23 protein-coding genes are annotated in these 24930 nt (G+C 73.0%); 18 read left to right on the top strand and 5 right to left on the bottom strand.

What is annotated here, in order from left to right:
• The first annotated feature begins 1 nt into the window (after nt 1).
• From ACS3YM_RS08775 to ACS3YM_RS08750, 6 genes are all read left to right on the top strand, one after another.
• Nucleotides 2-4504, top strand: a complete 4503-nt coding sequence (locus ACS3YM_RS08775; RefSeq protein ID WP_439939679.1) for an nSTAND1 domain-containing NTPase — start codon at nt 2-4, stop codon at nt 4502-4504.
• Nucleotides 4505-4586: 82 nt separating this feature from the next.
• Nucleotides 4587-5090: a hypothetical protein gene (locus tag ACS3YM_RS08770; RefSeq protein ID WP_439939678.1), complete on the top strand. Its 504-nt coding sequence runs from the start codon at nt 4587-4589 to the stop codon at nt 5088-5090.
• A 123-nt stretch (nt 5091-5213) separates the two neighbouring features.
• Nucleotides 5214-5477, top strand: a complete 264-nt coding sequence (locus ACS3YM_RS08765) for a phosphoribosyl-ATP diphosphatase (protein ID WP_439939676.1) — start codon at nt 5214-5216, stop codon at nt 5475-5477.
• Between the two features lie 19 nt (nt 5478-5496).
• Entirely contained in the window at nt 5497-6342 is an 846-nt protein-coding gene (hisG, locus tag ACS3YM_RS08760) for an ATP phosphoribosyltransferase (protein ID WP_439939675.1), read from the top strand.
• On the top strand, nt 6326-6805 hold the full coding sequence (locus ACS3YM_RS08755) for a PH domain-containing protein (RefSeq protein ID WP_439939674.1): 480 nt from the start codon (nt 6326-6328) through the stop codon (nt 6803-6805). The genes hisG and ACS3YM_RS08755 overlap by 17 nt, the downstream gene beginning before the upstream one ends.
• Before the next feature lie 84 nt (nt 6806-6889).
• Nucleotides 6890-8188, top strand: a complete 1299-nt coding sequence (locus tag ACS3YM_RS08750; RefSeq protein WP_439939673.1) for an esterase-like activity of phytase family protein — start codon at nt 6890-6892, stop codon at nt 8186-8188.
• Between the two features lie 9 nt (nt 8189-8197).
• On the opposite strand, the gene ACS3YM_RS08745 is transcribed toward ACS3YM_RS08750, so the two are convergent.
• Nucleotides 8198-9103, bottom strand: coding sequence for an aldose 1-epimerase family protein (locus ACS3YM_RS08745; RefSeq protein ID WP_439939672.1), 906 nt, complete (start codon nt 9101-9103; stop codon nt 8198-8200).
• 33 nt (nt 9104-9136) lie between these two features.
• Between ACS3YM_RS08745 and ACS3YM_RS08740 the strand changes: the two genes are divergently transcribed.
• Complete coding sequence (locus ACS3YM_RS08740) at nt 9137-10087, top strand: GNAT family N-acetyltransferase (RefSeq protein WP_439939671.1); 951 nt, start codon at nt 9137-9139, stop codon at nt 10085-10087.
• A 3-nt stretch (nt 10088-10090) separates the two neighbouring features.
• Here ACS3YM_RS08740 and ACS3YM_RS08735 read toward each other — a convergent pair whose 3' ends face one another.
• From ACS3YM_RS08735 to ACS3YM_RS08725, 3 genes are read right to left on the bottom strand one after another with little or no spacing between them, the layout of a single operon-like run.
• Nucleotides 10091-10648 (bottom strand): hypothetical protein, encoded by a 558-nt coding sequence (locus tag ACS3YM_RS08735; protein WP_439939670.1) that lies wholly within the window; start codon nt 10646-10648, stop codon nt 10091-10093.
• Entirely contained in the window at nt 10638-11855 is a 1218-nt protein-coding gene (locus ACS3YM_RS08730; protein ID WP_439939669.1) for an amino acid deaminase/aldolase, read from the bottom strand. Before ACS3YM_RS08730 ends, ACS3YM_RS08735 begins: the two co-directional genes overlap by 11 nt.
• On the bottom strand, nt 11852-12334 hold the full coding sequence (locus ACS3YM_RS08725) for a hypothetical protein (protein ID WP_439939667.1): 483 nt from the start codon (nt 12332-12334) through the stop codon (nt 11852-11854). Before ACS3YM_RS08725 ends, ACS3YM_RS08730 begins: the two co-directional genes overlap by 4 nt.
• 46 nt (nt 12335-12380) lie before the next feature.
• Between ACS3YM_RS08725 and ACS3YM_RS08720 the strand changes: the two genes are divergently transcribed.
• The 11 genes from ACS3YM_RS08720 to pheT all read left to right on the top strand — a co-directional run bounded on the left by ACS3YM_RS08720 (nt 12381) and on the right by pheT (nt 24007).
• Nucleotides 12381-12929 (top strand): SseB family protein, encoded by a 549-nt coding sequence (locus ACS3YM_RS08720; protein WP_439939666.1) that lies wholly within the window; start codon nt 12381-12383, stop codon nt 12927-12929.
• A gap of 303 nt (nt 12930-13232) precedes the next feature.
• Complete coding sequence (gene infC, locus ACS3YM_RS08715; RefSeq protein WP_439939859.1) at nt 13233-13916, top strand: translation initiation factor IF-3; 684 nt, start codon at nt 13233-13235, stop codon at nt 13914-13916.
• Between the two features lie 130 nt (nt 13917-14046).
• Nucleotides 14047-14259, top strand: a complete 213-nt coding sequence (locus ACS3YM_RS08710; protein WP_439939665.1) for a large ribosomal subunit protein bL35 — start codon at nt 14047-14049, stop codon at nt 14257-14259.
• Nucleotides 14260-14321: 62 nt separating this feature from the next.
• Nucleotides 14322-14708 carry a 50S ribosomal protein L20 gene (gene rplT / locus ACS3YM_RS08705; protein WP_439939664.1) on the top strand — a complete coding sequence of 129 codons (387 nt, stop codon included), beginning with the start codon at nt 14322-14324 and terminating at the stop codon, nt 14706-14708.
• Between the two features lie 5 nt (nt 14709-14713).
• Nucleotides 14714-15526: a TrmH family RNA methyltransferase gene (locus ACS3YM_RS08700; RefSeq protein WP_439939663.1), complete on the top strand. Its 813-nt coding sequence runs from the start codon at nt 14714-14716 to the stop codon at nt 15524-15526.
• A complete protein-coding gene (locus tag ACS3YM_RS08695; protein WP_439939662.1) occupies nt 15523-15789 on the top strand; it encodes a DUF4031 domain-containing protein in 267 nt (88 codons plus the stop codon). The genes ACS3YM_RS08700 and ACS3YM_RS08695 overlap by 4 nt, the downstream gene beginning before the upstream one ends.
• A gap of 10 nt (nt 15790-15799) precedes the next feature.
• Entirely contained in the window at nt 15800-16888 is a 1089-nt protein-coding gene (locus ACS3YM_RS08690; protein ID WP_439939661.1) for an ATP-binding protein, read from the top strand.
• Between the two features lie 99 nt (nt 16889-16987).
• A complete protein-coding gene (locus tag ACS3YM_RS08685; RefSeq protein WP_439939660.1) occupies nt 16988-17686 on the top strand; it encodes a response regulator transcription factor in 699 nt (232 codons plus the stop codon).
• Nucleotides 17683-20250: a DUF4153 domain-containing protein gene (locus ACS3YM_RS08680; protein WP_439939659.1), complete on the top strand. Its 2568-nt coding sequence runs from the start codon at nt 17683-17685 to the stop codon at nt 20248-20250. Before ACS3YM_RS08685 ends, ACS3YM_RS08680 begins: the two co-directional genes overlap by 4 nt.
• 156 nt (nt 20251-20406) lie before the next feature.
• Nucleotides 20407-21504, top strand: coding sequence for a phenylalanine--tRNA ligase subunit alpha (gene pheS / locus ACS3YM_RS08675; RefSeq protein ID WP_439939658.1), 1098 nt, complete (start codon nt 20407-20409; stop codon nt 21502-21504).
• Between the two features lie 16 nt (nt 21505-21520).
• Entirely contained in the window at nt 21521-24007 is a 2487-nt protein-coding gene (gene pheT / locus ACS3YM_RS08670) for a phenylalanine--tRNA ligase subunit beta (RefSeq protein ID WP_439939657.1), read from the top strand.
• A gap of 97 nt (nt 24008-24104) precedes the next feature.
• On the opposite strand, the gene ACS3YM_RS08665 is transcribed toward pheT, so the two are convergent.
• Nucleotides 24105-24905 (bottom strand): maleylpyruvate isomerase family mycothiol-dependent enzyme, encoded by an 801-nt coding sequence (locus tag ACS3YM_RS08665; RefSeq protein WP_439939656.1) that lies wholly within the window; start codon nt 24903-24905, stop codon nt 24105-24107.
• Nucleotides 24906-24930 lie beyond the last annotated feature (25 nt).

The raw sequence follows: 24930 nt of genomic DNA, 5'->3' as shown, positions 1-24930 counted from the left end.
CATGCGCTTCAGCGTGCTCGGTCCCCTCGCGGTGCACGGCCCGCGCGGGACGGTCGAGGTGGTCGGCGCCAAGGAGCGCACCCTCCTCGCCCATCTCGTCTCGGCCGGAGGTCGCGTCGTGGCCGTCGACGAGCTGGCCGACTCGCTGTGGGGAGACCAGCCCCCGCGGGCGCCGGGCAAGGCCCTCCAGACCTACGTCCTGAGGGTGCGCAACGCGCTGGAGCCCGAGCGTCGCGGGGTTCCCACGATCGTGGTCACCGAGGGCGCGGGCTACCGCCTCGCCGTGGGCGAGCACGAGGTCGACGCCCGCCGGTTCGCCCACCTGGTCTCGGCCGGGCGCGAGTCGCTCGACGCGGGTCGCCCCGCCGAGGCGGCAGCCATGCTGCGCGAAGCCCTGGACCTGTGGCGGGGCCCGGCCTACGCCGGCTTCGAGGAGGCGGCGTTCGGCCGGGCCGAGCGCCAGCGCCTGGACGAGCTGCGGGTCAGCGCGCGCGAGGACCGGTGGGCCGCGGAGGTGGACCTGGGCAGGTCGTCGGTCGCCGTCCCCGAGCTCGAGCAGCTGCTGGCCGAGCACCCGTGGCGCGAGCGGGCCTGGGGCGTCCTCGTGCTCGCGCTGGTGCGCGCCGGCCGACAGGGTGAGGCGCTCGGCGCGCTGGAGCGGGCGCGCGTCCGCCTGGCCGAGGACCTCGGCGTGGACCCGGGGCCGCAGCTCCGCGACCTGCACGCCAGGGTGCTGGCCCACGACCCGGACCTGATGGTGCTCCCCGACGCCGCGCCCGTCGCGGGCGTCGACCCGACGGACGCGCCGGTGGTCTCCCGTGCCGAGACCCTGGCCGTCGTGCGCGACGAGAGCGGCTCGGTGGCGGCGGCGGGCACCGCGCTGCGCGGCGGCCGCGCTGCCCTCGTCGAGGGCATCCATGCCCTGCAGACCACGGGCGCGCCGCGCGAGCTGCCGTCCGGAGTGTGCCCGTGGCGCGGCCTGGAGACGTACGACGTCGCGGACCGGCCGTGGTTCGCCGGCCGGGAGCGGCTGGTGGCCGAGCTGCTGGCCCGCCTCTCCTCCGACCCTGTCGTGGTGGTGGTGGGCGCGTCCGGCAGCGGGAAGTCCTCGCTCGTGCGGGCGGGCATGCTGGGCGCGCTCGGTGAGGACGCCCTGCCCGGCGGCTCCGGGTGGACGACGCTCGTGATGCGTCCCGGCGCCTCTCCCATGCGCGAGCTGGCCACGGTCGCGCTGGGCGCTGCCCAGTCCGCGCCCACCCTCGGCGACCTCCTCCTGCGACTCGCCGAGCAGGGGGACAGCGAGGACACCCCACGGACCGTGCTCGTCGTGGACCAGCTCGAGGAGCTGTGGACCGCCTGTGACGACGAGCGCGAGCGCGAGGCGTTCCTCGACGCGCTGGCCGGGATCGCCCACGAGACCGACGCCCGGGTGGTGCTCGTCGTGCGGGGGGACTACTTCCCCCGGCTCGCCGACCACGCGGGGCTCGCGGCGCTCGCCCGCGACTCCACGCTCCTCGTCGGCGCGCCCAGCCCCGCGGAGGTGCGGCGGATGGTGGAGGTACCGGCCCGCGCCGCGTCTCTCACGCTCGACACCGGGCTCGCGGAGACGCTCACGGACGACGCCGGACAGGAGCCCGGGCTGCTGCCGCTGCTGTCGACCTCGCTCCTCCAGCTGTGGGAGCGACGTCGCGACGGCCGCCTCACCTACGCGGACTACGTGGCCATCGGCGGCCTGCCGGGCGCGGTCGCCCACCTCGCCGAGGAGGCCTACGAGCGACTGCCCGAGACCGATCGCGGCGCTGCCCGTGTCGTGCTGCTGCGGCTCGCCGGACGCACCGGCGCCGGTGAGGTCGTACGCCGCCGGGTGGCACTGGCCGAGCTCGAGGGCCTTCCGGGCCCCACCGGCCAGGTGGCTGCGGCTCTCGCCGGCGACCGGCTGCTCACCCTCACCGGCGACGCGGTCGAGGTCGCACACGAGTCGCTGTTCCGGGAGTGGCCGCGCCTCGCGGCGTGGCTCGCCGACGACGTCAGCACCCGCACCGTCCAGCACCGCCTGGCCGTCGCGGCCGGGCAGTGGGAGGAGCAGGGCCGCGATCCCGGTCTCCTCTGGCGAGGGGCAGGCCTGCAGTCGGCGCTGGACGTGGTCACGGCCTACCCCGACGAGACCACCGACGCCGAGCGCGACTTCCTCGCTGCGGGCGAGGCGGTGCTCGACGACGAGCGGCGCGAGGCCGAGCAGCGCGCGGAGCAGGGGGAGCGGCAGAACCGCCGACTGCGCCTGCTGGTGCTGATCGGCTCGGTGCTGCTGGTGGTCGCCCTGGTCGCCGGCGTCCTGGCTGCGGTCGGCCGGCAGCAGGCCGCCGAGGCCCGTGACCGCCAGGAGGAGGCGGCGGTCGCCGCCGACGCGAGGCGGCTGGCCGCGGCCTCGCTCAACGAGGAGCAGCTGGACCTCGCCCTCCTGCAGGCCGTGGAGGCAGTGCGCACCGAGCCCGGCCCGGAGACACACGGCGCGCTGCTCAGCCTGCTGGCCCGCACTCCCGACCTGCTGCACCAGCGCCGCGCCGAGACGCCCTTCCTCCGCGCGGACGCCAGCCACGACGGCCGGGTGGTCGCGGTCGCCGAGTACGACCCGCGCGTGATCGGGGTCGACGGCGACAGCGGCGAGGACCTGTGGACACGCGAGGTCCCGGGCGCCGGGCACGTCCTCACCCTCTCCGGGGGTCGGCGGGGTTTCCTCGTCACGTACTGGGACGACGCCGGCGGGACCGGCGTCGAGCTGTGGGACGACCGGACCGGACGCACCGAGTGGTCCCTCGCGCCCGGTGACGTCGACCGGGTCGTCGGGGCGGGGGAGTCGGACCTGCTGGAAGCCGTCTGGCTGGCCGACGGCCGGGTGCTGGTCCTGACGCCCACGCACCTGGTCACCGTCTCGCCCCAGGGGCGGGTCCGCCGCGCCCTGCCACTCGGTCCCGGGCCCTACCCCGGCCTGCTGCGATCCTGGCCGGACGGACGGGTGAGCTACGAGGCACCGCTCGACGTCGGCCACGTGCTCGACCTCGACCGCCCCGGCCGGGTGCGCACCCTCGACTTCTCCGTCCCCAGCGTCTCGCCCGACGGCGGCCTGGTCCTGACCGCCGACCGCACGCAGCCTGATCGGGTGCGTCTCCAGCTCCGCGACTCCCGCACCTTCGAGCCACGAGGGGAGGAGATGACCGTCTCCTCCTTCGACGACGGGGTCGACTGGGCACCGGACGGGCGCACGTTCGCGATCGGGGCCGGCGAGACCGTGCAGGTGCGTGATCGCCGGGGACGGCTCCTGCGCGAGCTCACCGGGGCGCACAGTGGCGCCGTGATGGCCCCGGTCGTCGCCGGAAGCGACCGGGACGTCCTCTGGTCGGCGGGCCGCGACGGCCTGCTGTCGGCCTGGACCCTGGACGACACCGGCGGGTTGTTGTCGTCCACCGACCTGGGCACGAGCCCGTTCTCCGGGCAGGCCAGCCTCGACGGCTCGCGCGCGGTCGCCCTCGACTACGTGGAGACCGACCTCAACCGGGCGTACCTCCTCGACCCGACGACGGGCGCCGCGTCCGACCCGTTGCCCATGCCCACGGGATGCCAGTGCCAGCCGTGGGCCGTGGCGATGGCGGGCGACGGCAGCGTGGCGATCGGCGCCGTCAACGAGCTCGGCCCCGAGGGACTGGTCGAGGACCGCGGCCACGTCGCGGTCTGGGATCCAGGGACCGGCGAGCTCCTGCACGACGTCGGGACTCCCTGGGCACCCGTGGGCGTCGCCGTGACTCCGGACGGGTCCCGGGCCGTCGTCAACGGGTGGGGAGGCGTCGCTGTGCTGGACCTGCTCGACGGCTCGATCATCGGTCGACCGCTCGCGCTCGAGCCGCTGGACGGGCCCGACGGCGTCACTCGGGTGAGCGCCGACGGCGGCTCGGCCGCCGTGTCCCGCAACGGCGACGTCCTCCTGCTCGACGTGGACACCGGCACCGAGGTGGCATCCCGCCGCCTGGGGAGCCGCTCGTCGACCGCGCAGCGGGCGACCGCCCTGGGGTGGGTGTCCGGCGACCTCGTCGTCGGTGGTCTCGACGGCCGGCTGCTGTTCCTCGACGGGTCGACGCTGGCGCCCGTCGCACCTCCGCGCGAGGTGTCCGCCGGGTTCGTCATCGACGTCGTGGAGGCCGGGGACGTCGCCGCCAGCCTCGGCACCGACGGTGACGTACGGCTGTGGGACGTCGGCACCTGGTCGCCGATCGGCCTCCCGGTCACCGAGGAGAACGTGCCCGGCTTCCTCTCAGGGTCCGGCGGCGAGCTGCGGGCCTGGTTCGAGGGCGGCAGCCTGGGCACCGCCGGTCGGGCGCGTGACCTCGCGCTGGATCCCGACGGCTGGGTGTCCCGTGCGTGCGCGCTCGCGGGCCGCCAGCTCAGCGAGGACGAGTGGGACGTCATCCACCCCGACCGCGAGTGGCGGGAGACGTGCCCGGGCCGTGAGTGAGTCGTGACCGGCCCGCCACCGCGCTCGACTTCGCTGTGGGGCCCCGGGAAGCACCCGGGACCTGACCGAAGGGGACACTCCAGTGAAGCTCTCGCGCACCATCGTCTCGGTGGCCGCAGCCGGCCTCGTCGCCGCCACCGCCGCAGCACCCGCCCAGGCCCGCGAATGGCTGCCGATCGAGGGCCACGACCAGCTCGTCCTGGCCACCTGCTCGGACGGCTCGCAGATCCTCTCCGCGATGGCCACGGACCCGCGTCGCAACCACTACTCGATGGACTTCGTGGTCGACGACCAGGGGAACACCACCGGGATGGTCCTCATGCTCAGGTACGCCGGCGGCGCCACGCACTCCACCACAGGCCAGACCATCACGGGCAGCGGCGTGGACCGGATCGTCTTCGACTTCCTCACCGGCGACCAGACGTCCGTGGGCGGCCGGTGGACGGTGAACCTCGCAGGCGAGGGCTGGGTGGTCAAGGACGCAGGCCGGGTCACCTACGACGCTGGGAGCGGTGAGGTCGACATCGCAGGCATCGCCTCCTCGGAATGGGGACAGCTGTGCCCGTTCTTCGGCGTGCCGGCCTGACCCGGGTGGAGGACGGTCGGACAGGAGCGACCCGCCCGGCGGACGGCGTGCACAGGGGAGGCGGCGTCCGCGGAGGGTTCCTCCTGTCCGACCTGCGGGGGCGACCGCCTAGGCTTGACCCCCGTGAAGACGTTCGAGGACCTGTGGGCTGAGCTGTCCACCAAGGCCGTGGAGCGCCCCGAGGGCTCCGGCACCGTCCAGCAGCTCGACGCCGGCGTCCATGCCATCGGCAAGAAGCTGCTGGAGGAGGCCGCCGAGTCCTGGATGGCCGCCGAGCACGAGGGCAAGGAAGCCACGGCGCTGGAGATCAGCCAGCTGCTCTACCACGCCCAGGTGCTGATGCTCGCCTCCGGACTGACCCTCGACGACGTCTACGCCCACCTGTGAGAGCCCCGGTGAACCTCGCATGACCCTTCGCATCGCCGTCCCCAACAAGGGGGCGCTGTCCCAGGCCGCCACCGACATCCTCCGCGAGTCGGGCTACCGCCAGCGCAGCGACTCCAAGGAGCTCGCGCTCGTCGACACCGAGAACGACGTCGAGTTCTTCTACCTGCGCCCGCGCGACATCGCGCTCTACGTCGGGGAGGGCACGCTCGACGTGGGCATCACCGGCCGCGACCTGCTCCTCGACTCCGGCGCGAAGGCCGAGGAGGTGATGAACCTCGGCTTCGGGCGCTCGAGGTTCCACTTCGCCGGCCCCGCCGGGCGCTACTCGACGCTGGCCGACCTCGAGGGCCTGCGGATCGCGACGTCGTACGTCGGGATCGTCGAGGACTTCCTCTTCCGCCACGGGGTCGACGCCACCGTGACCCGCCTCGACGGTGCGGTCGAGACCAGCATCCAGCTCGGCGTGGCCGACGTGATCGCCGACGTCGTCGAGACCGGATCGACGCTGCGCGCCGCCGGGCTGGCGACCTTCGGCGAGGTCATCCTCGACTCGCAGGCCGTGCTGATCACGCGCGGGGGACAGGTCCCCGCCGACTTCGAGGTGTTCCGTCGCCGGATCGAGGGAGTCCTCGTCGCGCGGAGCTACGTGATGATGGACTACGACATCGAGCAGACCCACCTCGACGCCGCCACCGAGCTGGCGCCGGGGCGCGAGGGCCCGACCATCTCGCCGCTGGGCAAGCCCGGCTGGGTCGCGGTGCGCGTCATGGTCCCGCGGGCCGGCTCGCAACGGCTGATGGACGAGCTCTACTCGATCGGTGCGCGTGCCATCCTCCTCACGGACATCCATGCCTGCCGGCTCTGACCGATCGGCCGGGCCGGGGCTGCCGGCGCTGCCGCACACGTGGCGTCCGCTGGGGGTGCGGGTGGCCGTCGCCGGCCTCGGGCTGATGCTGCTCGTCGTGTGCGCGGCCGCGTGGTTCGGCTTCGACGAGTCGGTCCGCGAGCGCTTCACGCTGCTGCAGCGCCTGACCATCCTCGTGATGGGGGCGGGCTTCGCCGCGTGCGGGTGGGCGCTCGCCCGTGCCCGCGTCACCGCGGAGATGGAGACCCTCGTCGTGGTCAACGGCTTCCGGACCCGTCGCCTCGAGTGGGAGGAGCTGGTCGCGATCCACCTCCCCGCGGGAGCGCCGTGGGCCACCCTCGACCTCGCCGACGGCACGACGATCTCGGCGATGGCGTTCCAGGGGTCCGACGGCAAGCGTGCCCGCGACGGCGTACGCCAGGTGCGCGCGCTGATCGACCGCGCCGGGCGTCGAGAGGCCTAGCCTTCCGTCCACCCGGGACCAGTCGTCGCCAGAGTGTCGTCCTGCGATCACCCGGTCGTCACCCGGACCCGCTTGCCTGAGGCCATGACTCTCGGACCTCGGGCCCTCGCGCTCGTCACCGCCACCCTCGCCACGGCCACGCTGGGCCTCTCTGGGTCGCACGCGTCGGCCGCCCCGAAGGGGTCGTCGACCGCCCCCGGCGACGCCACGCTGTCCGCCTGGTCGGTGCTCCCCGCCGCCACCTACGTCCCCGGCAGCGAGACCAGTGGTCACTGGACCAGCGGCAACGCCGCTGTGCCGGCGCCCTATCCGGGCCAGCCCGTGCAGGGCTTCTCGGGCACGCACGCCCTCGCAGACGGATCCTTCCTCGTCCTGTCGGACAACGGCTTCGGTGCGAAGGCCAACAGCGCCGACTTCCTCCTCTCACTGCACCGCATCACCCCGGAGGACGACGACGCCGACGGCGCGGGCAAGACGTCGTACGACGAGACGGTGCTGACCTTCTCGGACCCCGACCACCTGATCCCCTGGACGACCTGGCGCGACGGGGGCTGCGCCTCTGCGGCATCGCTCCCCGCCGGCTACACCTGCCCCGAGCCGGACCGGAAGCTGACCGGCTGGGACTTCGACCCCGAGTCCCTGCAGGTGTCACCCGACGGCAGCCTGTGGGTGGGGGAGGAGTTCGGTCCCTACCTCCTCCACTTCGACGCCGACGGCCGCCTGGTCGAGGAACCGGTCCCGACACCGGGGGTGCGCAGCCCGTCCAACCCGACCTTGGGCGCCGGCACGCCCAACCTGCCCAGCTCCAAGGGCTACGAGGGCATGTCGATCAGCCCGAACGGCCAGGTGCTCCATCCGATGCTGGAGGGAGCGACCGCCGAGGACAAGGCGGCCGGCATGGCCGACGCACTCCGGATCTACACGGTCCGCCGGGGCGCCTTCGAGGACCGGTTCCTGCGCTACCGCATGGAGAGCCCCACGCACGCGCTCGGCGACTTCGTCCAGGTCAACACCCACGAGGGCCTCGTGATCGAGCGCGACAACGGCCAGGGCGGGTCGGCCGTCTTCAAGCGGATCTACCTGGTCGACCTGCGTGACGCCGACCAGGAGGACGGCTGGGTCTCCAAGCGGCTGCTGGTCGACCTGATGGACGTGGCGAACCCGCGAGGACTGTCGCCGTACGGTGACCCGTTCACGTTCCCGTTCTTCACGATCGAGGACGTCGAGATCCTCAGCTCGCGGACGATCGCGGTGATGAACGACAACAACTTCCCCGCCGCCGGTGGTCGGTCGGCGACTGAGCCGGACCGCAACGAGTACGTCGAGATCACCCTGGACGAGCCGCTGCGCGTCGACCACCGGCTGCTGCCGCGCGGTCGCTGACCCGCCTGGTCAGAGGGCGTGGATCCCCCACGACACCGACAGCTCGTCACCGGCGGTGCCGGCGGGCGCGAGGGTGACGAGGTCGGTGCCGGAGTTGAACGCGTCCGCGGGCGCGGTCATCGGCTCGACCGCGATGCCTGGCCGCGGTCCGTCTGCCGGGGGCGTGAAGACCTGCAGCCACCGGTGCTGCTCGTCCACCCACAGCGCGACCCCGCGCGAGCTCGCCGGGTCGGCGAGCGTCACGGTGGCGCGACCGTCCTCGTGCACGAGCGACCCGAACCCGTCGTCGAGGTCGAGGTCGCCGATCCGGCGCGGGGTGGTGAAGTCGTACGCCCCGGCCACCGGCTCGGAGCCCGTGGGCAGCTGCCGGTCGTCGACCAGCAGGCGCGTGCGGGCCGGCACGGTCAGCTCGAGGTCCTCGATGGCGTCGCCGACCCGCAGGTAGGGGTGGGCGCCGCTGGCGTAGGGCGCGGGCTCGGTCGCGAGGTTGGTCGCCGTCTGGGTCACCACCAGGCCGTCGGCCGACAGGTCGTAGAGGACGTGCAGGTCGAGGGTCCACGGATAGCCCGACTGCGCCATGCAGCGGTAGACCAGCGACACGGAGGTCGGGGTGTGCTCCTCGACGGTCCACGCCGCCCAGCGGGCGAGCCCGTGTGAGGCGTTGCCGCGGGCCGGGTCGGTGAGGCCCAGCTGCAGCTCGCGCCCGCCGAAGGAGTAGCGACCGTCGCGGATCCGGTTGGGCCACGGCATGAGCAGCTGCCCGCGGCCGCCGCCGGACATCTCGGACTCCGCGAAACCGTGCACCAGCTCGCGACCGTCCTTGCTGAGGCTGCGCAGCGCCGCGCCGCTCTCGGTGACCACCGCGGCGTAGCCCGCCGCCGCGATCGCGTACTGATCCCCGCTCGGAAACACCATGTCGGCCACCCTAGACACCACTAGCGTGCGCGCATGGGCATCACCACGCGGGACCTGTGCCCGGAGGACGCGGCAGCCCTCGCCGCGCTGATGGGGCGCATCGAGGCCGACCACCCGACGGGCTTCTGCCTGGGCGTCGTGGAGATCGTCGAGCTGATGGGCGACACGTCGGACGCGGTGTTCGAAGGAGCCTTCGACGGGGACGACCTGGTCGCCTACACCACCATCATGCCCGGGCTACCCCTGGGGGACGGCCAGCGGTTCAACCTGTTCGGCGACGTCGACCCGGCTCGCCTCGGCGAGGGGATCGGCACCGTGATGCTCGACCGCTCGGTGGACCGGGCGAGGGCCATCCACGAGACCGACGCCCCCGGCACCCCGGCGCGCTACGCGCACCAGGCCCTGGCGGGGCGCGACGACCAGGCCGACCTGCTGACCAGGGCGGGGTTCTCCGACGGAAGGCACAGCTTCCTGATGGTGGCGGACCTGCACGCCGGCATCCCGAAGCTCGTGCTGCCAGCCGGCCTGACGGCGGAGCCGTTCGACCGGACCCGGTCCGAGGAGCTGAGGCTGGCGCACAACGCCGCGTTCGCCGACTACCCGGACGGCACCGACGTCGGTGCCGACTTCTGGAACCTGTTCATGGGGAGGGCGGAGCACAACCGCCACCACCTCTCGGTCGTCGCCCGTGACGGGTCGGGCGCGGTCGCCGGCTACGTCTTCGCCCACGAGTACGCCGTCGCGCCCTCGGGCGGCGCGGGCCGGGAGATCCACATCCCCTACGTCGGCACCCTTCCCGCGTACCGCCGGCGCGGGCTCGCCGCGTCCCTGCTGGCCCGGGTGCTGCGCCTGAGCCGCGCCGAGGGGTACGACGCGGCCAGCCTCAACGTGGACACCGCGAACCCGACCGGGGCCCTCGGCCTGTATGAGCGCGCCGGCTTCGCTCAGCGCTACCGCCAGGACTTCTACCACCTGGAGGAGTAGGCCTCAGGTGTCGGTGTCGACGACGAGGTCGGCATGCGCCCGGGTGCCGAGGCGCGCGAACAGGTCGTCCTCGTCGAGGCGCCACTGCACCCACGCGGCGCGCATCTGCTCCCCGTCGCGCGCCATCCCACGCGCGAGGCGGGCCTGCGACTCGGCCTCGACCCACACCAGCAGACCGACGAGGTCGGCCACGTGGGGCGACCAGCAGCCGACCCCCTCCAGCACCAGCAGGCCACCCGGCCGTACGACGTGCGACTCCGCCCAGGCGTCGGCCGCCCAGTCCCACCGCCGCCACTCGCCGGTGCCGCCCGCCGCCAGCGTCCGGAGCATCGCCTCGACCGTCGCCGCCAGGCCGGGGAGCCCGCGCCATCCCTGGAGGAGCTCGTCGCAGTGCACGACCTGGCAGTCGGGCACGATCGCTGAGATCGCGCCGGCCAGCGTGGTCTTCCCCGACCCGGCCGGACCGTCGACGCACACGAGCCGCCCGACCCCGAGCGTCGGCGGGCGCGCGGTCACGCACGCGACGACCTGGGCTGCCACCCGGTGCGGGTCAGAAGGCACGGTCGCAGCCGCGGTAGGACGGCACCACCTCGGTGACCGACTCCCCGCGGACCAGGTGGACGTCGCGGACGTGCTCGAACAGCTCGCCCGACTTGGCGTGCCGGAACCACACCAGGTCGCCGATGTGGAGCAGCGCGGCCGGGTGGCCGGTCAGCGGTGTCTGCACCTCGCCGGCACCTTCGAGGCCGGTCAGGTGCAGGCCTGGGGGAGCCCAGGGCACGGGCGAGCGGTCCTCGCCGGTGGCCCCGCTCGCGATCAGCCCGCCACCCTGGACGGTGGCCATCGTGGGGTTGGGCTTGCGTGTGACCCGGAGGCCGAAGAAGGCCGCCGGTCGCGGTTCGAACGACGCGTAGTGGTCGAAGATCGCGGGGACGAGGAGGCCCGACCCGGCGGCGACCTCGGTCACAGCCGGGTCCGCGGCGGTGGCCTCGACGGATCCCGACCCGCCGCCGTTCCAGAACTCGATCTCGGCGACCTGCGCCAGCGCCTCGGAGATCTCGCGACGCCGCACCTCGAGCTGCGCCATCGACGCCTGCTTGAGCCGGCGTACGAGCAGGGACTTGGTGCGCTGGCCGGGCACGTCGTCCTGGACCCCGGCGACCTGGCCCTCGTAGGTCATCACGCCGACGAGCCGGAAGCCCTCGCGGTCGACCACGCGCCGGGCCATCGCGACGGCGTCGGCCGTGTCGAACAGCGGCGAGCGCTTGGGGCCGATGTGCTGGCCGCCGAGCCGCAGCCCGGCGTCGAGGTCGAGGGCGACCCGGACGGACACGTCCCGTGCGGTGCGGGCCGCGTCGACCGCGTCGAGGTGCGCCGGGTCGTCGACCATCAGCGTGATGGCGGAGGCCGCGGACGGGGAGGAGGTGAGCCGGTGCAGCGCCGCCGTGTCGACGGAGGGGTAGGCCACGACGATGTCGTCGCTGATGCCGCTCTCCCAGAGCCAGAGCGCCTCGGCGAGGGTGAAGGCGAGGACGCCGGCGAAGCCGTCGTGCGCGAGCGCGCGCTGGACGAGGGCGGGGACGCGCAACGACTTCGAGGCGACACGGATCGGCTTGCCCCCGGCGCGCCGCACCAGGTCGTCGGCGTTGGCGTCGAAGGCGTCGAGGTCGACGACGGCGACCGGGGTGGACGGTGGTTCGGGCAGGGCGTCGACGGCAGCGTTGAGTCGCGACCACAGGCGGTTGCGGTCGACGAAGTGGTCCCTCACTCGATGCCCCGCTTCTTCAGCAGCGCCTCGATGTCGGCCATCTCGTCGTCGATGGGGGAGCGACCGGCCGCGCCGGACGACGAAGGCAGCGCTCCCCGCTTCTTCGGGCTCGCCACGCCGGCGGACGTGCCGGTCCTGCCGGCCGCCTTCCCGGCCGCCTTCCCGGCCCGGGCCCGGCCCAGCTGCCGGTCGCGGATGAATCCGCTCACCACGAACAGCACCGCGGCCAGCCCGGCCAGGCCGATGCCGGTCCACGTGAAGATGTTGAAGACGAGGCCGGTGGCCCAGTCGGTGACCGACCCGGCGATCTCGACGACCATCTCGAGCGTCCCGGTCAGCCAGGCCGCGGCAGGGAGCAGGGTGAACCCGAGCGCGCGCAGGCCGTTGGCGGCTCCGCGCCGACGGAACGCGATCCACGTCCAGATGGCCCCCGCCACGGTGAGCGCGGCGGTGAGTGCAGCCCAGGTAGTCCCTTCCACGGCCCCAGAGTCCCACAGCGGTCCACGCCTCCGGGACAATGGCGTCGTGCCGCACGACGACCAGAGCCAGCCCGACGAGCCGCTCGTCCGGACGATCCCCGACCCCGGTTTCGCCGACGACACCGGCGCGGTCGACCCGCGGGTCAGCCGGGTGCTGGCCGACCACGCCACCGGGGCGGCCTCGTCCGGCGCCGTGCTGGCGGTGCTCCAGGACGCGCGCCTCCTGGTGCCCGTCGTCGCCGTCCTCGGCGAGGTCGAGGTCGACGAGCACGGGCTGGCCCACGACAAGACCTCCGACATGGCCGCGGTGCTCGTCCGCGCCGCGGACGGCAGCACCGGGCTGCTCGCCTTCACGTCCACCGAGACCATGGCCCGGTGGGACCCCGGGGCGCGCCCGGTTCCGGTCACCGCCGCCACGGCCGCCACCGCCGCCGTCCAGGACGGGGCCGAGGCCCTCCTCGTCGACCTCGCCGGCCCGGCGACGTACGTCGTCGACGGCGAGGACCTGACCCGGCTCGCCGCAGGGTGGCGCCTGGTCGCCCTCGGGGAGGGGCACGACCGGGGTCACGGGTGGATTGGCCCCGCGACGGAATGATCCGCTAGTCTTCGGTGTTGACCGATCAGTGCCACCACAGCATCACGGTGACACCGATCCAGCCAAGCGGAGGCAGCACCACCGTCTCCCACCCGCACCGATCGCCCAGCACCACAGATCGTCGGGTCCCGGTCCAGTGACATGACTGTTGCAAGACAGGCGTGTCCACGCGAATCCCCGAGAGGGGAGACGTGGCGTACTGGCTCCCGCTTGGCACCAGCGGGAGCCATTGTTCATTTCCGGACGACCAGCGATCGACCGGCGAGCAACGGGTTCCCATCCACCCGATCAACTGGAGGACCCATCAGCACCGAGCTGCGCATCAACGACCGGATCCGCGTACCCGAGGTCCGGCTCGTAGGACCCAACGGCGAGACCGTTGGCATCGTGCCGACCGACCAGGCACTCAAGCTGGCCCAGGAGGCCGACCTCGACCTCGTCGAGATCGCCCCGCAGGGACGCCCCCCGGTCTGCAAGCTCATGGACTACGGCAAGTTCAAGTACGAGAACGCCCAGAAGGCTCGTGAGGCGCGCCGCAACCAGACGAACGTGATCATCAAGGAGATGAAGCTTCGTCCCAAGATCGACTCGCACGACTACGAGACCAAGAAGGGTCACGTCGTGCGGTTCCTCGGCGCCGGCGACAAGGTCAAGATCACGATCATGTTCCGTGGTCGCGAGCAGCACCGCCCCGAGCTGGGCTTCCGCCTGCTGCAGAAGCTGGCCGAGGACGTCCAGGAGCTCGGCTTCGTCGAGTCCTCGCCCAAGCAGGACGGCCGCAACATGACCATGGTCATCGGCCCGCACAAGAAGAAGGCCGACGCCAAGATCGACGCCGAGGCAGCCCGCGCCACCAAGGAGCAGGCGCGTGCGGAGCGCAAGGCCGAGGAGGACGCCGAGCGCGAGGCGGCCCACGCCGCCGGCCCGGTGGCGCAGAAGAAGGAGCGTCGCCGCTCCGAGAACCTGGATCCGGAGATCGAGGCCTGAGCGAAGCGAAAGCCTCGATCGAGCACGTAGCGACGGAGTCGCTACAGCCACGGGACCGGGACCAGGACGAGCAGTCCAGGTCCTAGCCAGATACACACCCGAACCACGCACTAAGGAAGTTGAGGCAGACATGCCGAAGAACAAGACCCACTCGGGCGCCAGCAAGCGCTTCAAGGTGACCGGCTCGGGCAAGATCCGTCGCCTGCAGGCCGGCCGCAAGTCCGGCGCTGCGTTCGCGTCTGCGCCCACCACGGGCAGCCGGAAGAAGCACCGCCGCAACGCCGGCATGGTCGAGCTCGAGGCCGGCGACGTCAAGCGCGTCAAGAAGATGCTCGGCATCTGAGCCTCGTCCACACAGTCCCCTGGTGGCTCAGCCGCCGTCCCCCTGCACCAAGGAGTAGCACCATGGCACGCGTCAAGCGCGCAGTGAACGCCCAGAAGAAGCGTCGTACCACCCTCGAGCGCGCCAGCGGTTACCGCGGCCAGCGCTCGCGTCTCTACCGCAAGGCCAAGGAGCAGGTCACCCACTCCCTGGTCTACAGCTACAACGACCGCCGCAAGAACAAGGGCAACTTCCGCAAGCTGTGGATCCAGCGCATCAACGCCGCTGCCCGCGCCAACGGCATGACCTACAACCGCTTCATCCAGGGCCTCGGCCTGGCCGGTATCGAGGTCGACCGCAAGATCCTCGCCGAGCTGGCCGTCAACGACGCCCCGGCCTTCACGGCCCTCGTCGAGGCTGCCAGGGCCGCGCTGCCCGAGGACGTCAACGCGCCCAAGGTCTCCGCCTGAGCCACATGAGCACTCCGCTGAGCGCCGGTACGCCCCTCACAGTGGGCAACGGTCGCGTCAAGGAGGCTCGCAAGTTGAGCCGCCGCTCGGTCCGCACCGAGCGGCGGCTCTTCGTCGCTGACGGCCCGAAGGCCGTCGAGGGGGCGCTCGGCGTCGACGGTTGTGTCGTCGAGGTCTTCGCGACGCCCGCGGCCCTCGAGCACTACGCCGACCTGCTGGCCGCCGCGCCCGTCACGCTGGTCGACGACCGGGCCCTCGCCGCGCTGTCGGACTCGGTCTCCCCGGCCGGCGTGGTCGCCGTGTGCCGCCACTTCGACGCCCCGCTCGAGCACGTGCTCAACGTGTCGTCCCGGTTGCTGGCGATCTGCGCCGACGTCCGCGACCCCGGCAACGCCGGCACCGTGATCCGCACCGCCGACGCTGCCGGCGCCGACGCCGTCGTCCTGGCCGGGCAGTCGGTGGACGCCTACAACCCCAAGACGGTGCGGGCCACGGTCGGCAGCCTGTTCCACCTGCCGTTCGCGATCGAGCCCGACCCGGCCGAGGCCGTCCGGGCCGCACAGGCGCGGGGCCTGACGGTCCTCGCGGCCGACGGCGCGGGAGAGGTCGACCTCTTCGAGGCGGACCTGTCGGGTCCGACCGCCTGGCTGTTCGGCAACGAGGCCTGGGGCCTGCCCGAGGAGCTCGCCGCGCTCGCGGACCACCGGGTCGCCATCCCGATCCACGGCCGGGCCGAGAGCCTCAACCTCTCCACCGCCGCGGCCGTCTGCCTCTACGCGAGCGCCCGCGCCCAGCGCTCGCCCGGCGCCGGGTCATGATCCTCATCGACCCGCCGGCGGTGCCGCGGTGGGAGCGGCTCTGGTCCCACCTGGCCAGCGACACGTCGTACGACGAGGCCCACGCCTTCGCTGCGGCGCACGGCATCCCGGAGCGCGGCTGGGACCGCGACCACTACGACGTCCCGGCCGACTACTACGACGCCATGGTGGCGGCCGGTGCCGTGCCCGTGTCCTCCCGCGAGCTGGTCGCCGCCCTGCGCGCCGCGGGCCTGCGACGGCCGAAGGCACAGCCCCGCGGCTAGGGTGGCCGGCGTGACCAGCGAGACCAGGCAGCAGACCGGCCGCCGGGTCGACAGCACCCCCAGCCGGCTCCGATCGCTGGCGGACTTCTACCCCGACGGCATCCTCGGAGCGACCCGCGACGGCGTCGTCACCATCCTCAACGCCCAGGGCGCGGCCCTGCTCGGAGTGGACGCCGGGGAGGCGCTCGGCCTGCCGCTGACCGAGGTCCTCAAGCTGCTCGACCAGGACGGCCACACGTGGCTCGAGGTCAACCGCCCGTTCGAGAGCATCTCGATCGTGCGCGGCGTCCCGGAGCAGTCCTGGCTCAACGCCTCGGGCGAGGAGGTGCTCACCACCGCCACCCTGATCCGCAACGAGGACCTCGGCCAGGTCGCCGGGATCGCCGTCGGGCTCCGCAGCGGTCGGGGCCGGGCCCGCCTGGACCGCGAGCGGTCCGACCTCGTGGCCACGGTCGCCCACGAGCTCCGTTCGCCGCTCACCGGGGTCAAGGGCTTCGTTCAGGCGCTGCTCAACCGCTGGGACAAGCTCAACGACGACCAGCGCAAGCTGATGCTGACCACGGTCAACGCCGATGCCGACCGGCTCGCCCGTCTCATCGCCGAGCTGCTCGACGTCGCCCGCATCGACACCGGGCGGCTCCAGCTCTACCCGCGGGAGTCGTCGGCAGCGGTGCTCGTCGGCCGTGTGGTGGACTCCATCGAGGCCGGCACGGCGCGCGCGATCGTCCTCGACGTCGAGGACGACCTGCCCGACGTCTTCGCCGACCCCGACAAGTTCACCCAGGTCGTCACCAACCTCGTGGAGAACGCCGTGCGCCACGGCCAAGGGCAGGTCAGCGTCTCCCTCGCGTCGCTCCCGAGCCTGCCCGGCGTCCGGATCACCGTCGACGACGAGGGTGAGGGGATCCCGGTGGAGCTGCGCCGCCGGGTCTTCACGAAGTTCTGGACGACGGGGGAGTCCGGCGGCAGCGGGCTGGGCATGTACATCGTGGGCGGCCTCTCCCGCGCCCACGGTGGCCTGGTCACCATCGAGGACGCGCCGGGCGGCGGCGCCCGGGTGATGGTCGATTGGCCCAGCGTCGACCTGCGCGACGACTGACCGCCAGCCCGACCTCCAGCCCGACCTCCAGCCCGACCTCCACAGAACCTTCACGAGTCGTCCCCGCCTCCCGACCGTCCCGGCTCCTAGGGTCGGGGCATGAGGTCACGGACCGCCCTGGTGGTGGAGGACGAGCGCACGATCAACGACGCGCTAGCCCAGCGGCTGCGCGCCGAGGGCTACCAGGTCGAGCAGGCCTTCGACGGGCCCTCGGCCGTCGACCTGGCCACGGCGGTCCGACCGGACGTGGTGCTCCTCGACGTGATGCTGCCCGGCTTCGACGGGCTCGAGGTGTGCCGCCGCATCCAGGCCGAGCGGCCCGTCCCGGTGCTGATGCTCACCGCGCGCGACGACGAGGCCGACGTGCTCGTCGGTCTCGGGGTCGGCGCCGACGACTACCTGACCAAGCCGTTCTCGATGCGGGAGGTCGTCGCCCGGGTGTCGGCCCTCCTGCGGCGCGTCGAGCGGGCCGCCGCCCTCGCCGCCGAACGACCCCCGGTGCTGCACGTGGGCGGGGTGAGCATCGACCCCGGCACCCGTCGTACGACCGTCGCGGACGAGCCGGTGCACCTGACTCCGACCGAGTTCGACCTCCTCCTGTGCCTGGCCGGGGAGGCCGGCCAGGTGCTGAGCCGCGAGCGGCTGCTGCGCGAGGTCTGGGACTGGGGCGACTCGTGGGGGAGCACCAGCGCCACCCGCACCGTCGACAGCCACGTGAAGGCCCTGCGCAGCAAGGTGGGTGCCCACCGCATCCGGACCGTGCACGGGGTGGGCTACGCCCTGGAGGCTGTCGAATGAGCACCGCCCTCGACGCCGTCTCGAGCCTCAAGGTCAAGCTCGGTCTGCTCGTCGCGGCGTCCGTCGTGGTCGCCGTCCTGCTCACGCTGCTGGGCTCCGCGGCGCACGTCCCGCCACTGCTGGTCCTGCCGGTCAGCGTCGCCCTGGCGCTCGGCGTCACCCAGCTGCTGGCGGCGGGGATGGTGGAGCCCCTGCGACGGATGACCGAGGTGTCACGGGCCATGGCGCGCGGCGACTACACCGGTCGGGTCCGGACCTCGGCCACCGACGAGGTCGGACAGCTGGCGGCTGCGTTCAACACCATGGCCGAGGACCTCGCCACCGTCGACCGGGAGCGCCGTGACCTCATCGCCACGGTGTCCCACGAGCTGCGTACGCCGCTCACGTCGATGACCGCGCTGCTCGAGAACCTCGCGGACGGAGTGGTGCCCGCCGACTCCGACCACCTCGACGCCGCGCTGGAGGAGGCCGAGCGGCTCGGACGACTCGTCGACGACCTGCTCCAGCTGTCCCGTCTCGAGGCCGGCGTGGTCGACCTCGACCTCCAGGACGTGCACCTGCGCCGTCTCGTCGCGGACAGCGTGGCCCAGGTGACCTCCGCGGGCCAGCCCGGCACCTTCGACGTCGCCGTCCACGACAGCCTCGCCGTGCCGGGGGACCCGGCGCGGCTCCAGCAGCTGCTCGTCAACGTCCTCGACAACGCCGGACGACACGCACCTCCCGACACGCGGGTGCGGATCGACGCCGGAGCCTCAGCGGCCGGGTGGTGGCTCGAGGTCACCGACGACGGCGGGGGAGTGGCACCGGAGGACCGCGAGCGTGTCTTCGAGCGCTTCGGCACCGACGGGGCCGGCGGCACCGGGCTCGGGCTGGCTGTAGCGCGGTGGGTGGCCCAGCTGCACGGCGGCACGCTGCGCTTCCTCGACCCAGCCACGGGCCGCGGCGCCCGCCTGCGCCTCGACGTGCCTGCGGAGCCGGCCACGAGCTCCACGGCCCAGCTTCCCGGCCCGGCCCCGACGCCGGCTCCCGTCCCGGCTCCAGTCCCGCCGGCGGTCGCCGCGGGGCCGCGGACCGGCCTCGACGCGCTGTTCGGCCGGTTCTGGCCCGAGTCGGGACCGGCGTCCGGGCTGGCGACCGTCGTCGCCTCCGCGGCCGCAGGCCTGGTGGCAGGCTTCGCGCTGTCGTTCACCGACGTCGGGATCACCTGGACCCTGGTGGCGATCCTCAGCGGGGCCGCCGCGCTCGCCACGGCACGCCGTCGCAGGGAGCCGTGGACCCTGGCGTGCACCGGTCTGGCCCTCCTGCTCGTGCTCCCGATGACGCTGCTCGACGCGTCGTGGATCCAGCTGCTGTGCCTGGTGGCGGCCACCGCGGTGTTCCTGTGCGGCGTCACCGGAGCGCGCACGATGCCGGGGATCCTGCTGTCGGGCGTCTCCTGGCCGCTGGCCTCGCTGAGGGGGCTGCCGTGGTTCGGACGGTCGCTGCGCCTGGCCGGCACCGGGTCCCGCACGCCTGCCGTGGTGCGCACGACCGTCTGGTCGCTGCTCGGTCTCGGGGTCTTCGGCACGATCTTCGCCAGCGCCGACCCGGTCTTCGGCTCGTGGGTCGACCAGCTCGTCCCCAACCTGACCTTCAACGACCTCGTCGGACGCGCCTTCCTCGCCTGCTTCGTCTTCGCCGTCACCCTCGGTGCCGCCTACCTCGCGCTCAACCCCGCCGACGTGGAGGTGCTGGCCGACCGGCGTCCCGCGCCGCTCGCCAACCGCTTCGAGTGGCTGGTCCCGGTGCTCGTCGTCGACGCCGTCTTCCTGGCCTTCATCGCCGCGCAGGCGCGAGCGCTCGTCGGTGGGAAGGACTACATCGAGACGACCACCGGTCTGACGTACGCCGACTTCGTGCACCAGGGCTTCGGCCAGCTCACCCTCGCCACGGCGCTCACCGTCCTGGTCGTCTGGGTGGCGAGCCGCCGCGCCGGTACGGGCGCGGAGGACCGGCGCTGGCTGTTCGCGTCGGTGGGGCTGCTCTGCGTGCTGACGCTGCTGGTGGTCGCCTCGGCGCTGCGCGGCATGAGCGTCTACCAGGACGCCTACGGCTTCACCACGCTGCGGCTCTTCGTCGACGTCTTCGAGGGCTGGCTCGGCTTTGTCGTGCTGGCGATCATGGTGTCCGGCGCGCTGGGTCGCGGTCGGTGGCTCCCGCGGATCGCCCTGGTCTCGGGCGCCGTCGCACTGGTCGGGCTGGCGGCGATCAACCCCGATGCCTGGGTGGCCGGGCGCAACCTCGACCGCTACGAGGCGACCGGCAGGCTCGACCTCTCCTACCTCCAGTCCCTGTCGGCCGATGCGGCGCCCGTGATCGTGGACCGGTTGCCCGAGGACGTGTCCCGCTGCGTGCTCCAGCTGCTGCCCTACAACGGGCTCGACCCCGAGATCCTCGACGATGCGCGGGCGTGGAACCTGGGGCGCTCGCGGGCGCAGCGCGCCGTCGAGACGATCGGCCTCGCCGCGCCGCCGAGGACGTCCGCCGACGCATGCGGTGGCGTGTGGACCGCTTTCGCGGAGTAGCATCGCGGTCGTGGACACGAGCTTGCGATTTCTGCGCCCCGGACCTGGTCCGTCGGGCAGCTGACGTCACCGGGTCCGGGGAGTCCCCGTCCGACCCGATGCTCACCCACTTCTAGAATCTGCGGCGACCTCTGTCAGCCGTGAGGAAAGGGAGCCATGTCCGGCCCCAACACCGACTACGACCCTGTCGAAGTGACCCCGCTCAAGTCCGAGCAGGTCGAGGAGATGCGTGAGGCGGCCCTGGTCGCGATCGCGTCCGCCGCCGACCTCGACGCCCTCAAGCAGGTGCGCCTCGACCACGCCGGGGACCGCTCGCCCCTCGCTCTGGCGAACCGCGAGATCGGCGCGCTCCCGCCCCAGGCCCGCAAGGAAGCCGGCCAGCGCGTCGGCCAGGCGCGCGGCGCGATCAACCAGGCCCTCGCAGCCCGGCAGGTCGTGCTCGAGGCCGAGCACGAGGAGCGGATGCTCGCCGAGGAGACGGTCGACGTCTCCCTGCCCACGACGCGGCGTCGCCGCGGCAGCCGTCACCCGCTGACGCTGCAGTCCGAGCTGATCGCCGACCTGTTCGTCGCCATGGGCTACGAGGTGGCCGAGGGCCCGGTCGTGGAGGCCGAGTGGCTCAACTTCGACGCGCTCAACCTCGGCCCCGACCACCCGGCCCGCACCATGCAGGACACGTTCTGGACCGAGCCGGCCGACCACCACGTCGTGCTGCGCACCCAGACCTCGCCGGTGCAGGCGCGCACCATGCTGACGCGCAAGCCCCCGATCTACGTCGTGTGCCCGGGACGCGTGTTCCGCACCGACGAGTACGACGCCACGCACTCGCCGATGTTCCACCAGGTCGAGGGGCTCGTGGTCGACGAGGGCATCACCATGGCCCACCTGAAGGGCACCCTGGACCACTTCGCCTCGCAGCTCTTCGGCGACGGCATCAACACGCGGTTCCGTCCGTCCTACTTCCCCTTCACCGAGCCCTCGGCCGAGGTCGACGTGAAGTGCTTCGTCTGCCGCGGCGTGGACTCCGCCTCGTGCCGCACGTGTCGCGGGGAGGGCTGGATCGAGTGGGGCGGCTGCGGGGTGGTCAACCCGCGCGTCCTCGTCGCCTGCGGTGTGGACCCCGAGGTCTACAGCGGCTTCGCGTTCGGCATGGGCATCGACCGGTCCTTCATGTTCCGCCACAACCTCGAGGACCTGCGTCCGCTCTTCGAGGGCGACGTGCGGTTCAGCAGCGCTTTCGGCACCGAGATCTGAGAGGGGAGTACTGACGATGAAGGCACCCCTGTCCTGGATCCTGGACCACGTCGACGTACCCGCCGGCACCACCACCGAGCACATCACCGACCGCCTGACCCTCACCGGCCTCAAGCTCGAGGCGGTCGAGAGCCCCGGCCGGGAGATCACCGGCCCCCTGGTCATCGGGCGCGTGCTCACCAAGGAGCCCGAGCCGCAGAAGAACGGCAAGACCATCAACTGGTGCACCGTCGACGTCGGTGACGCCAACGGAACAGGTGAGCCGCAGGGCATCGTCTGCGGCGCGCACAACTTCGAGCCCGGCGACCTCGTCGTCACCGTCCTGCCCGGCGGCGTGCTGCCCGGTGGCTTCGAGATCGGGGCGCGCAAGACCTACGGCCACCTGTCCGCCGGCATGATCTGCTCAGCCCGCGAGCTCGGCCTCGGCGACGACCACGACGGCATCATCGTGCTGCCGCCCGACGCCGGCGAGCCCGGCCAGGACGCACGACCCGTGCTGGGCCTCGACGAGGAGACCATCGAGCTCGAGATCAACCCCGACCGCGCCTACGCGCTGTCGATCCGTGGCATCGCCCGGGAGGTGCTGGTGTCCGTCGAGGGCGCGAGCGGCTTCCGTGACCCGGCGGTTCGTGACACCCCGGCCGCCAACGGTGACGGGCACCCGGTCGTGGTCGAGGACGCCGACGGCTGCCCCGTCTTCGTCGCCCGCAAGGTCACCGGCTTCGACCCCGCGGCGCCGACGCCGGACTTCATGGTCCGGCGGATCACCGCCGCCGGCATGCGCCCGATCTCGCTGGCGGTCGACGTCACCAACTACGTGATGCTGGAGACCGGTCGCCCGATCCACGGCTACGACGCCGACAAGCTGAGCGGCGCGATCGTCGTACGTCGAGCGCGCGAGGGCGAGACGCTGACCACCCTCGACGGGAGCAAGCGCACGCTCGACCCCGCGGACCTCGTCGTCACCGACGACTCCGGGATCATCGGGCTGGGCGGCGTCATGGGTGGCGAGACGACCGAGATCTCGGACTCCACCACCTCGATCCTGGTCGAGGCGGCGCACTGGGACGCCGTGTCGATGTATCGCACGGGGCGGCGCCACAAGATCACCTCCGAGGCCGGCAAGCGCAACGAGCGCGGTGTGGACCCGACCATCTGCGAGGCCGCGGCCGACCGGGTGGTCGAGCTGCTCGTCGAGCACGGTGGCGGTCGGGCCGAGCAGGGGGTCACCGTCGTGGGCACCCCGCCCGCGATGCCGGTCGTCGCGGTGGCCGGAGACCTGGCGGCTCGCGTGTCCGGAATGCCGATCACCGAGGAGCGCAGCGTCGAGTGCCTGCGCGCCGTCGGGTGCGTGGTGGAGGGGAACGGGACCCTGTCGGTCACGCCCCCGCCGTGGCGTCCGGACCTCACCGACGCGCAGGACTTCTCCGAGGAGGTCGTCCGTCTCGTCGGCTACGACCAGGTGCCGTCGGTCCTGCCGACGCCGCCCTCGGGCCGGGGCCTGACCCGTGCCCAGCAGCTGCGCCGTCGCGTCGGTCGCACGCTCGCCGGTGAGGGGTTCGTGGAGGTCGTGAGCTTCCCGTTCGTCGGCGAGCCCGACCTCGACGCCCTCGGCCTGCCGGCGGACGACCCGCGGCGCGACCTGCTCAAGCTGTCGAACCCGCTCAACGCCGAGGCCGCGTACATGACCACGACGCTGCTGCCGGGCGTGCTCCGCGCCGCCAGCAAGAACGTCGGGCACGGCAACGCCGACGTGGCGATCTTCGAGACCGGAACAGTCACCCTGCCGCGTCACGCCGGACCGGCGGCGATCCTCCCGGTCGACCGCCGTCCGACCGAGGCCGAGTTCGCGGCACTCGACGCTGCCCTGCCCGAACAGCCGCTCCACCTGGCCGTCGTCGCCGTCGGCGATGCAGTGGCCGGGGGCTGGTGGGGCGAGGCCCGGCCCGTGTCGTGGGCCGACGCCGTGGAAGCAGTGCGGTCCGTCGCCGCCGCTCTGGGCCTCGAGGTGACCGCGTCCGCCGCCGAGGTCGCGCCCTGGCACCCCGGCAGGTGTGCCGAGCTCTCCGTCGACGGGGAGGTCGTCGGCCACGCCGGCGAGGTGCACCCCACCGTGTGCCACGCCTTCGGGCTGCCGAAGCGCACCGTCGCGGCCGAGGTCGACCTCGACCTGCTGATCGCGCGGGCCGTCCACCTGCGACAGGCGCCCACCTTCTCGTCGTACCCCCTCGCCAAGGAGGACGTCGCGCTCGTCGTCGACGACTCGGTGCCCGCTGCCGCCGTCGAGGCCGCCCTGCGCGAAGGGGCGGGGCCGCTGCTGGAGTCGATCCGGCTCTTCGACGTCTACACGGGCGACCAGGTCGGGGAGGGCAAGAAGTCGCTGGCGTACGCCCTGCGGTTCCGCGCGCCCGACCGGACGCTCAAGGAGGGCGAGACAGCGGCTGCCCGCGACGCGGCCGTCGCCTTGGCCGCCGAGCGCACCGGCGCCGTCCAGCGCGCCTGATCCACGCTCAGCGGCACGCACTGGGCCTTGAGTCTCCTGGAGACTCAAGGCCCAGTGTCGCGTGTGGGTGCTGGTCCGCCACGCTCGTCGGCGGACGTCAGTCGATCGGTTGGTCGATGATCGCGCGGAAGCGGGCCAGGGTGGCGTCGTCACCGGCGACGGAGACCTCTGAGTCGTCACCTCTGCTCCACAGCCACAGGTCGAGGGCCCCGGCGGGGCCGTCGACGACCACGTCCGGCTCGACGTCCTCCTCGGGAGCCGGCACCACGTGGAAGTCCTCCTCGTCGGTGTACGTCGTCCCGCTCTCGGGGGAGGTTCCGGAGAAAGTGCCGAACCGGACCCAGACCTGCTCACCCGTGTCGGTCGAGTCGACCCTCAGCAGGCCCTCGCCCGGCTCCCACGCGCCCCACGGCGGGCAGGCGCCGTACATCACGCCGAGCACCTCGTCGACGCCGTCGGTGGCCAGCACCGGGTCGACCTCGGAGGGGAGACCCGCGGCCAGCTCGGCGTCGACGCGGTGGATCAGCGCCTCGTGCGCCTGGCGCCGGAGGATGAAGCCGACGGTGTGGTCGTCGGACCAGGTGTAGGCCTCCTCCGCGGGGTCGGCACCCTCGAGGGCCTCGGCGAGATCGGCGGACCAGGCGTCGTAGGCCGCCAGCAGGTCGGCGTACGACGCCGGGCGGGGCGGGTCGACCTGCTCCGGTCGCACGGGGCGTGCGCTCACCACGTCGGCCCACCAGTGCTGCACCGTGGCGAGGTGCCACAGCAGGTCGGCGGCGTCCCAGTCCGGACACGACGGCACCCGGGCCTCGGGATCGCAGTCGGCGAGCACGTCGCGGAACCGCGCTGACTCGGAGCGGACGTGGGCCAGGTAGGTCTCAGGGGAGAGTCGGGTCACCCCAGCACCGTAGGGGAGTCGGCCG

The organism is Nocardioides sp. N13(2025), assembly GCF_051912545.1.
Lineage (GTDB): Bacteria > Actinomycetota > Actinomycetes > Propionibacteriales > Nocardioidaceae > Nocardioides.
This window is presented reverse-complemented; position numbering and strand designations above follow the sequence as displayed.

Bases quoted from the DNA above. Each gene is read 5' to 3' on its own strand.
- ACS3YM_RS08775 (WP_439939679.1), top strand. From the start codon at position 2: ATGCGCTTCAGCGTGCTCGGTCCCCTCGCGGTGCACGGCCCGCGCGGG.
- hisG (WP_439939675.1), top strand. From the start codon at position 5,497: ATGACCCTTCGCATCGCCGTCCCCAACAAGGGGGCGCTGTCCCAGGCC.
- ACS3YM_RS08755 (WP_439939674.1), top strand. From the start codon at position 6,326: ATGCCTGCCGGCTCTGACCGATCGGCCGGGCCGGGGCTGCCGGCGCTG.
- ACS3YM_RS08750 (WP_439939673.1), top strand. From the start codon at position 6,890: ATGACTCTCGGACCTCGGGCCCTCGCGCTCGTCACCGCCACCCTCGCC.
- ACS3YM_RS08745 (WP_439939672.1), bottom strand. From the start codon at position 9,103: ATGGTGTTTCCGAGCGGGGATCAGTACGCGATCGCGGCGGCGGGCTAC.
- ACS3YM_RS08740 (WP_439939671.1), top strand. From the start codon at position 9,137: ATGGGCATCACCACGCGGGACCTGTGCCCGGAGGACGCGGCAGCCCTC.
- ACS3YM_RS08710 (WP_439939665.1), top strand. From the start codon at position 14,047: ATGCCGAAGAACAAGACCCACTCGGGCGCCAGCAAGCGCTTCAAGGTG.
- rplT (WP_439939664.1), top strand. From the start codon at position 14,322: ATGGCACGCGTCAAGCGCGCAGTGAACGCCCAGAAGAAGCGTCGTACC.
- ACS3YM_RS08700 (WP_439939663.1), top strand. From the start codon at position 14,714: ATGAGCACTCCGCTGAGCGCCGGTACGCCCCTCACAGTGGGCAACGGT.
- ACS3YM_RS08695 (WP_439939662.1), top strand. From the start codon at position 15,523: ATGATCCTCATCGACCCGCCGGCGGTGCCGCGGTGGGAGCGGCTCTGG.
- ACS3YM_RS08685 (WP_439939660.1), top strand. From the start codon at position 16,988: ATGAGGTCACGGACCGCCCTGGTGGTGGAGGACGAGCGCACGATCAAC.
- ACS3YM_RS08680 (WP_439939659.1), top strand. From the start codon at position 17,683: ATGAGCACCGCCCTCGACGCCGTCTCGAGCCTCAAGGTCAAGCTCGGT.
- pheS (WP_439939658.1), top strand. From the start codon at position 20,407: ATGTCCGGCCCCAACACCGACTACGACCCTGTCGAAGTGACCCCGCTC.
- pheT (WP_439939657.1), top strand. From the start codon at position 21,521: ATGAAGGCACCCCTGTCCTGGATCCTGGACCACGTCGACGTACCCGCC.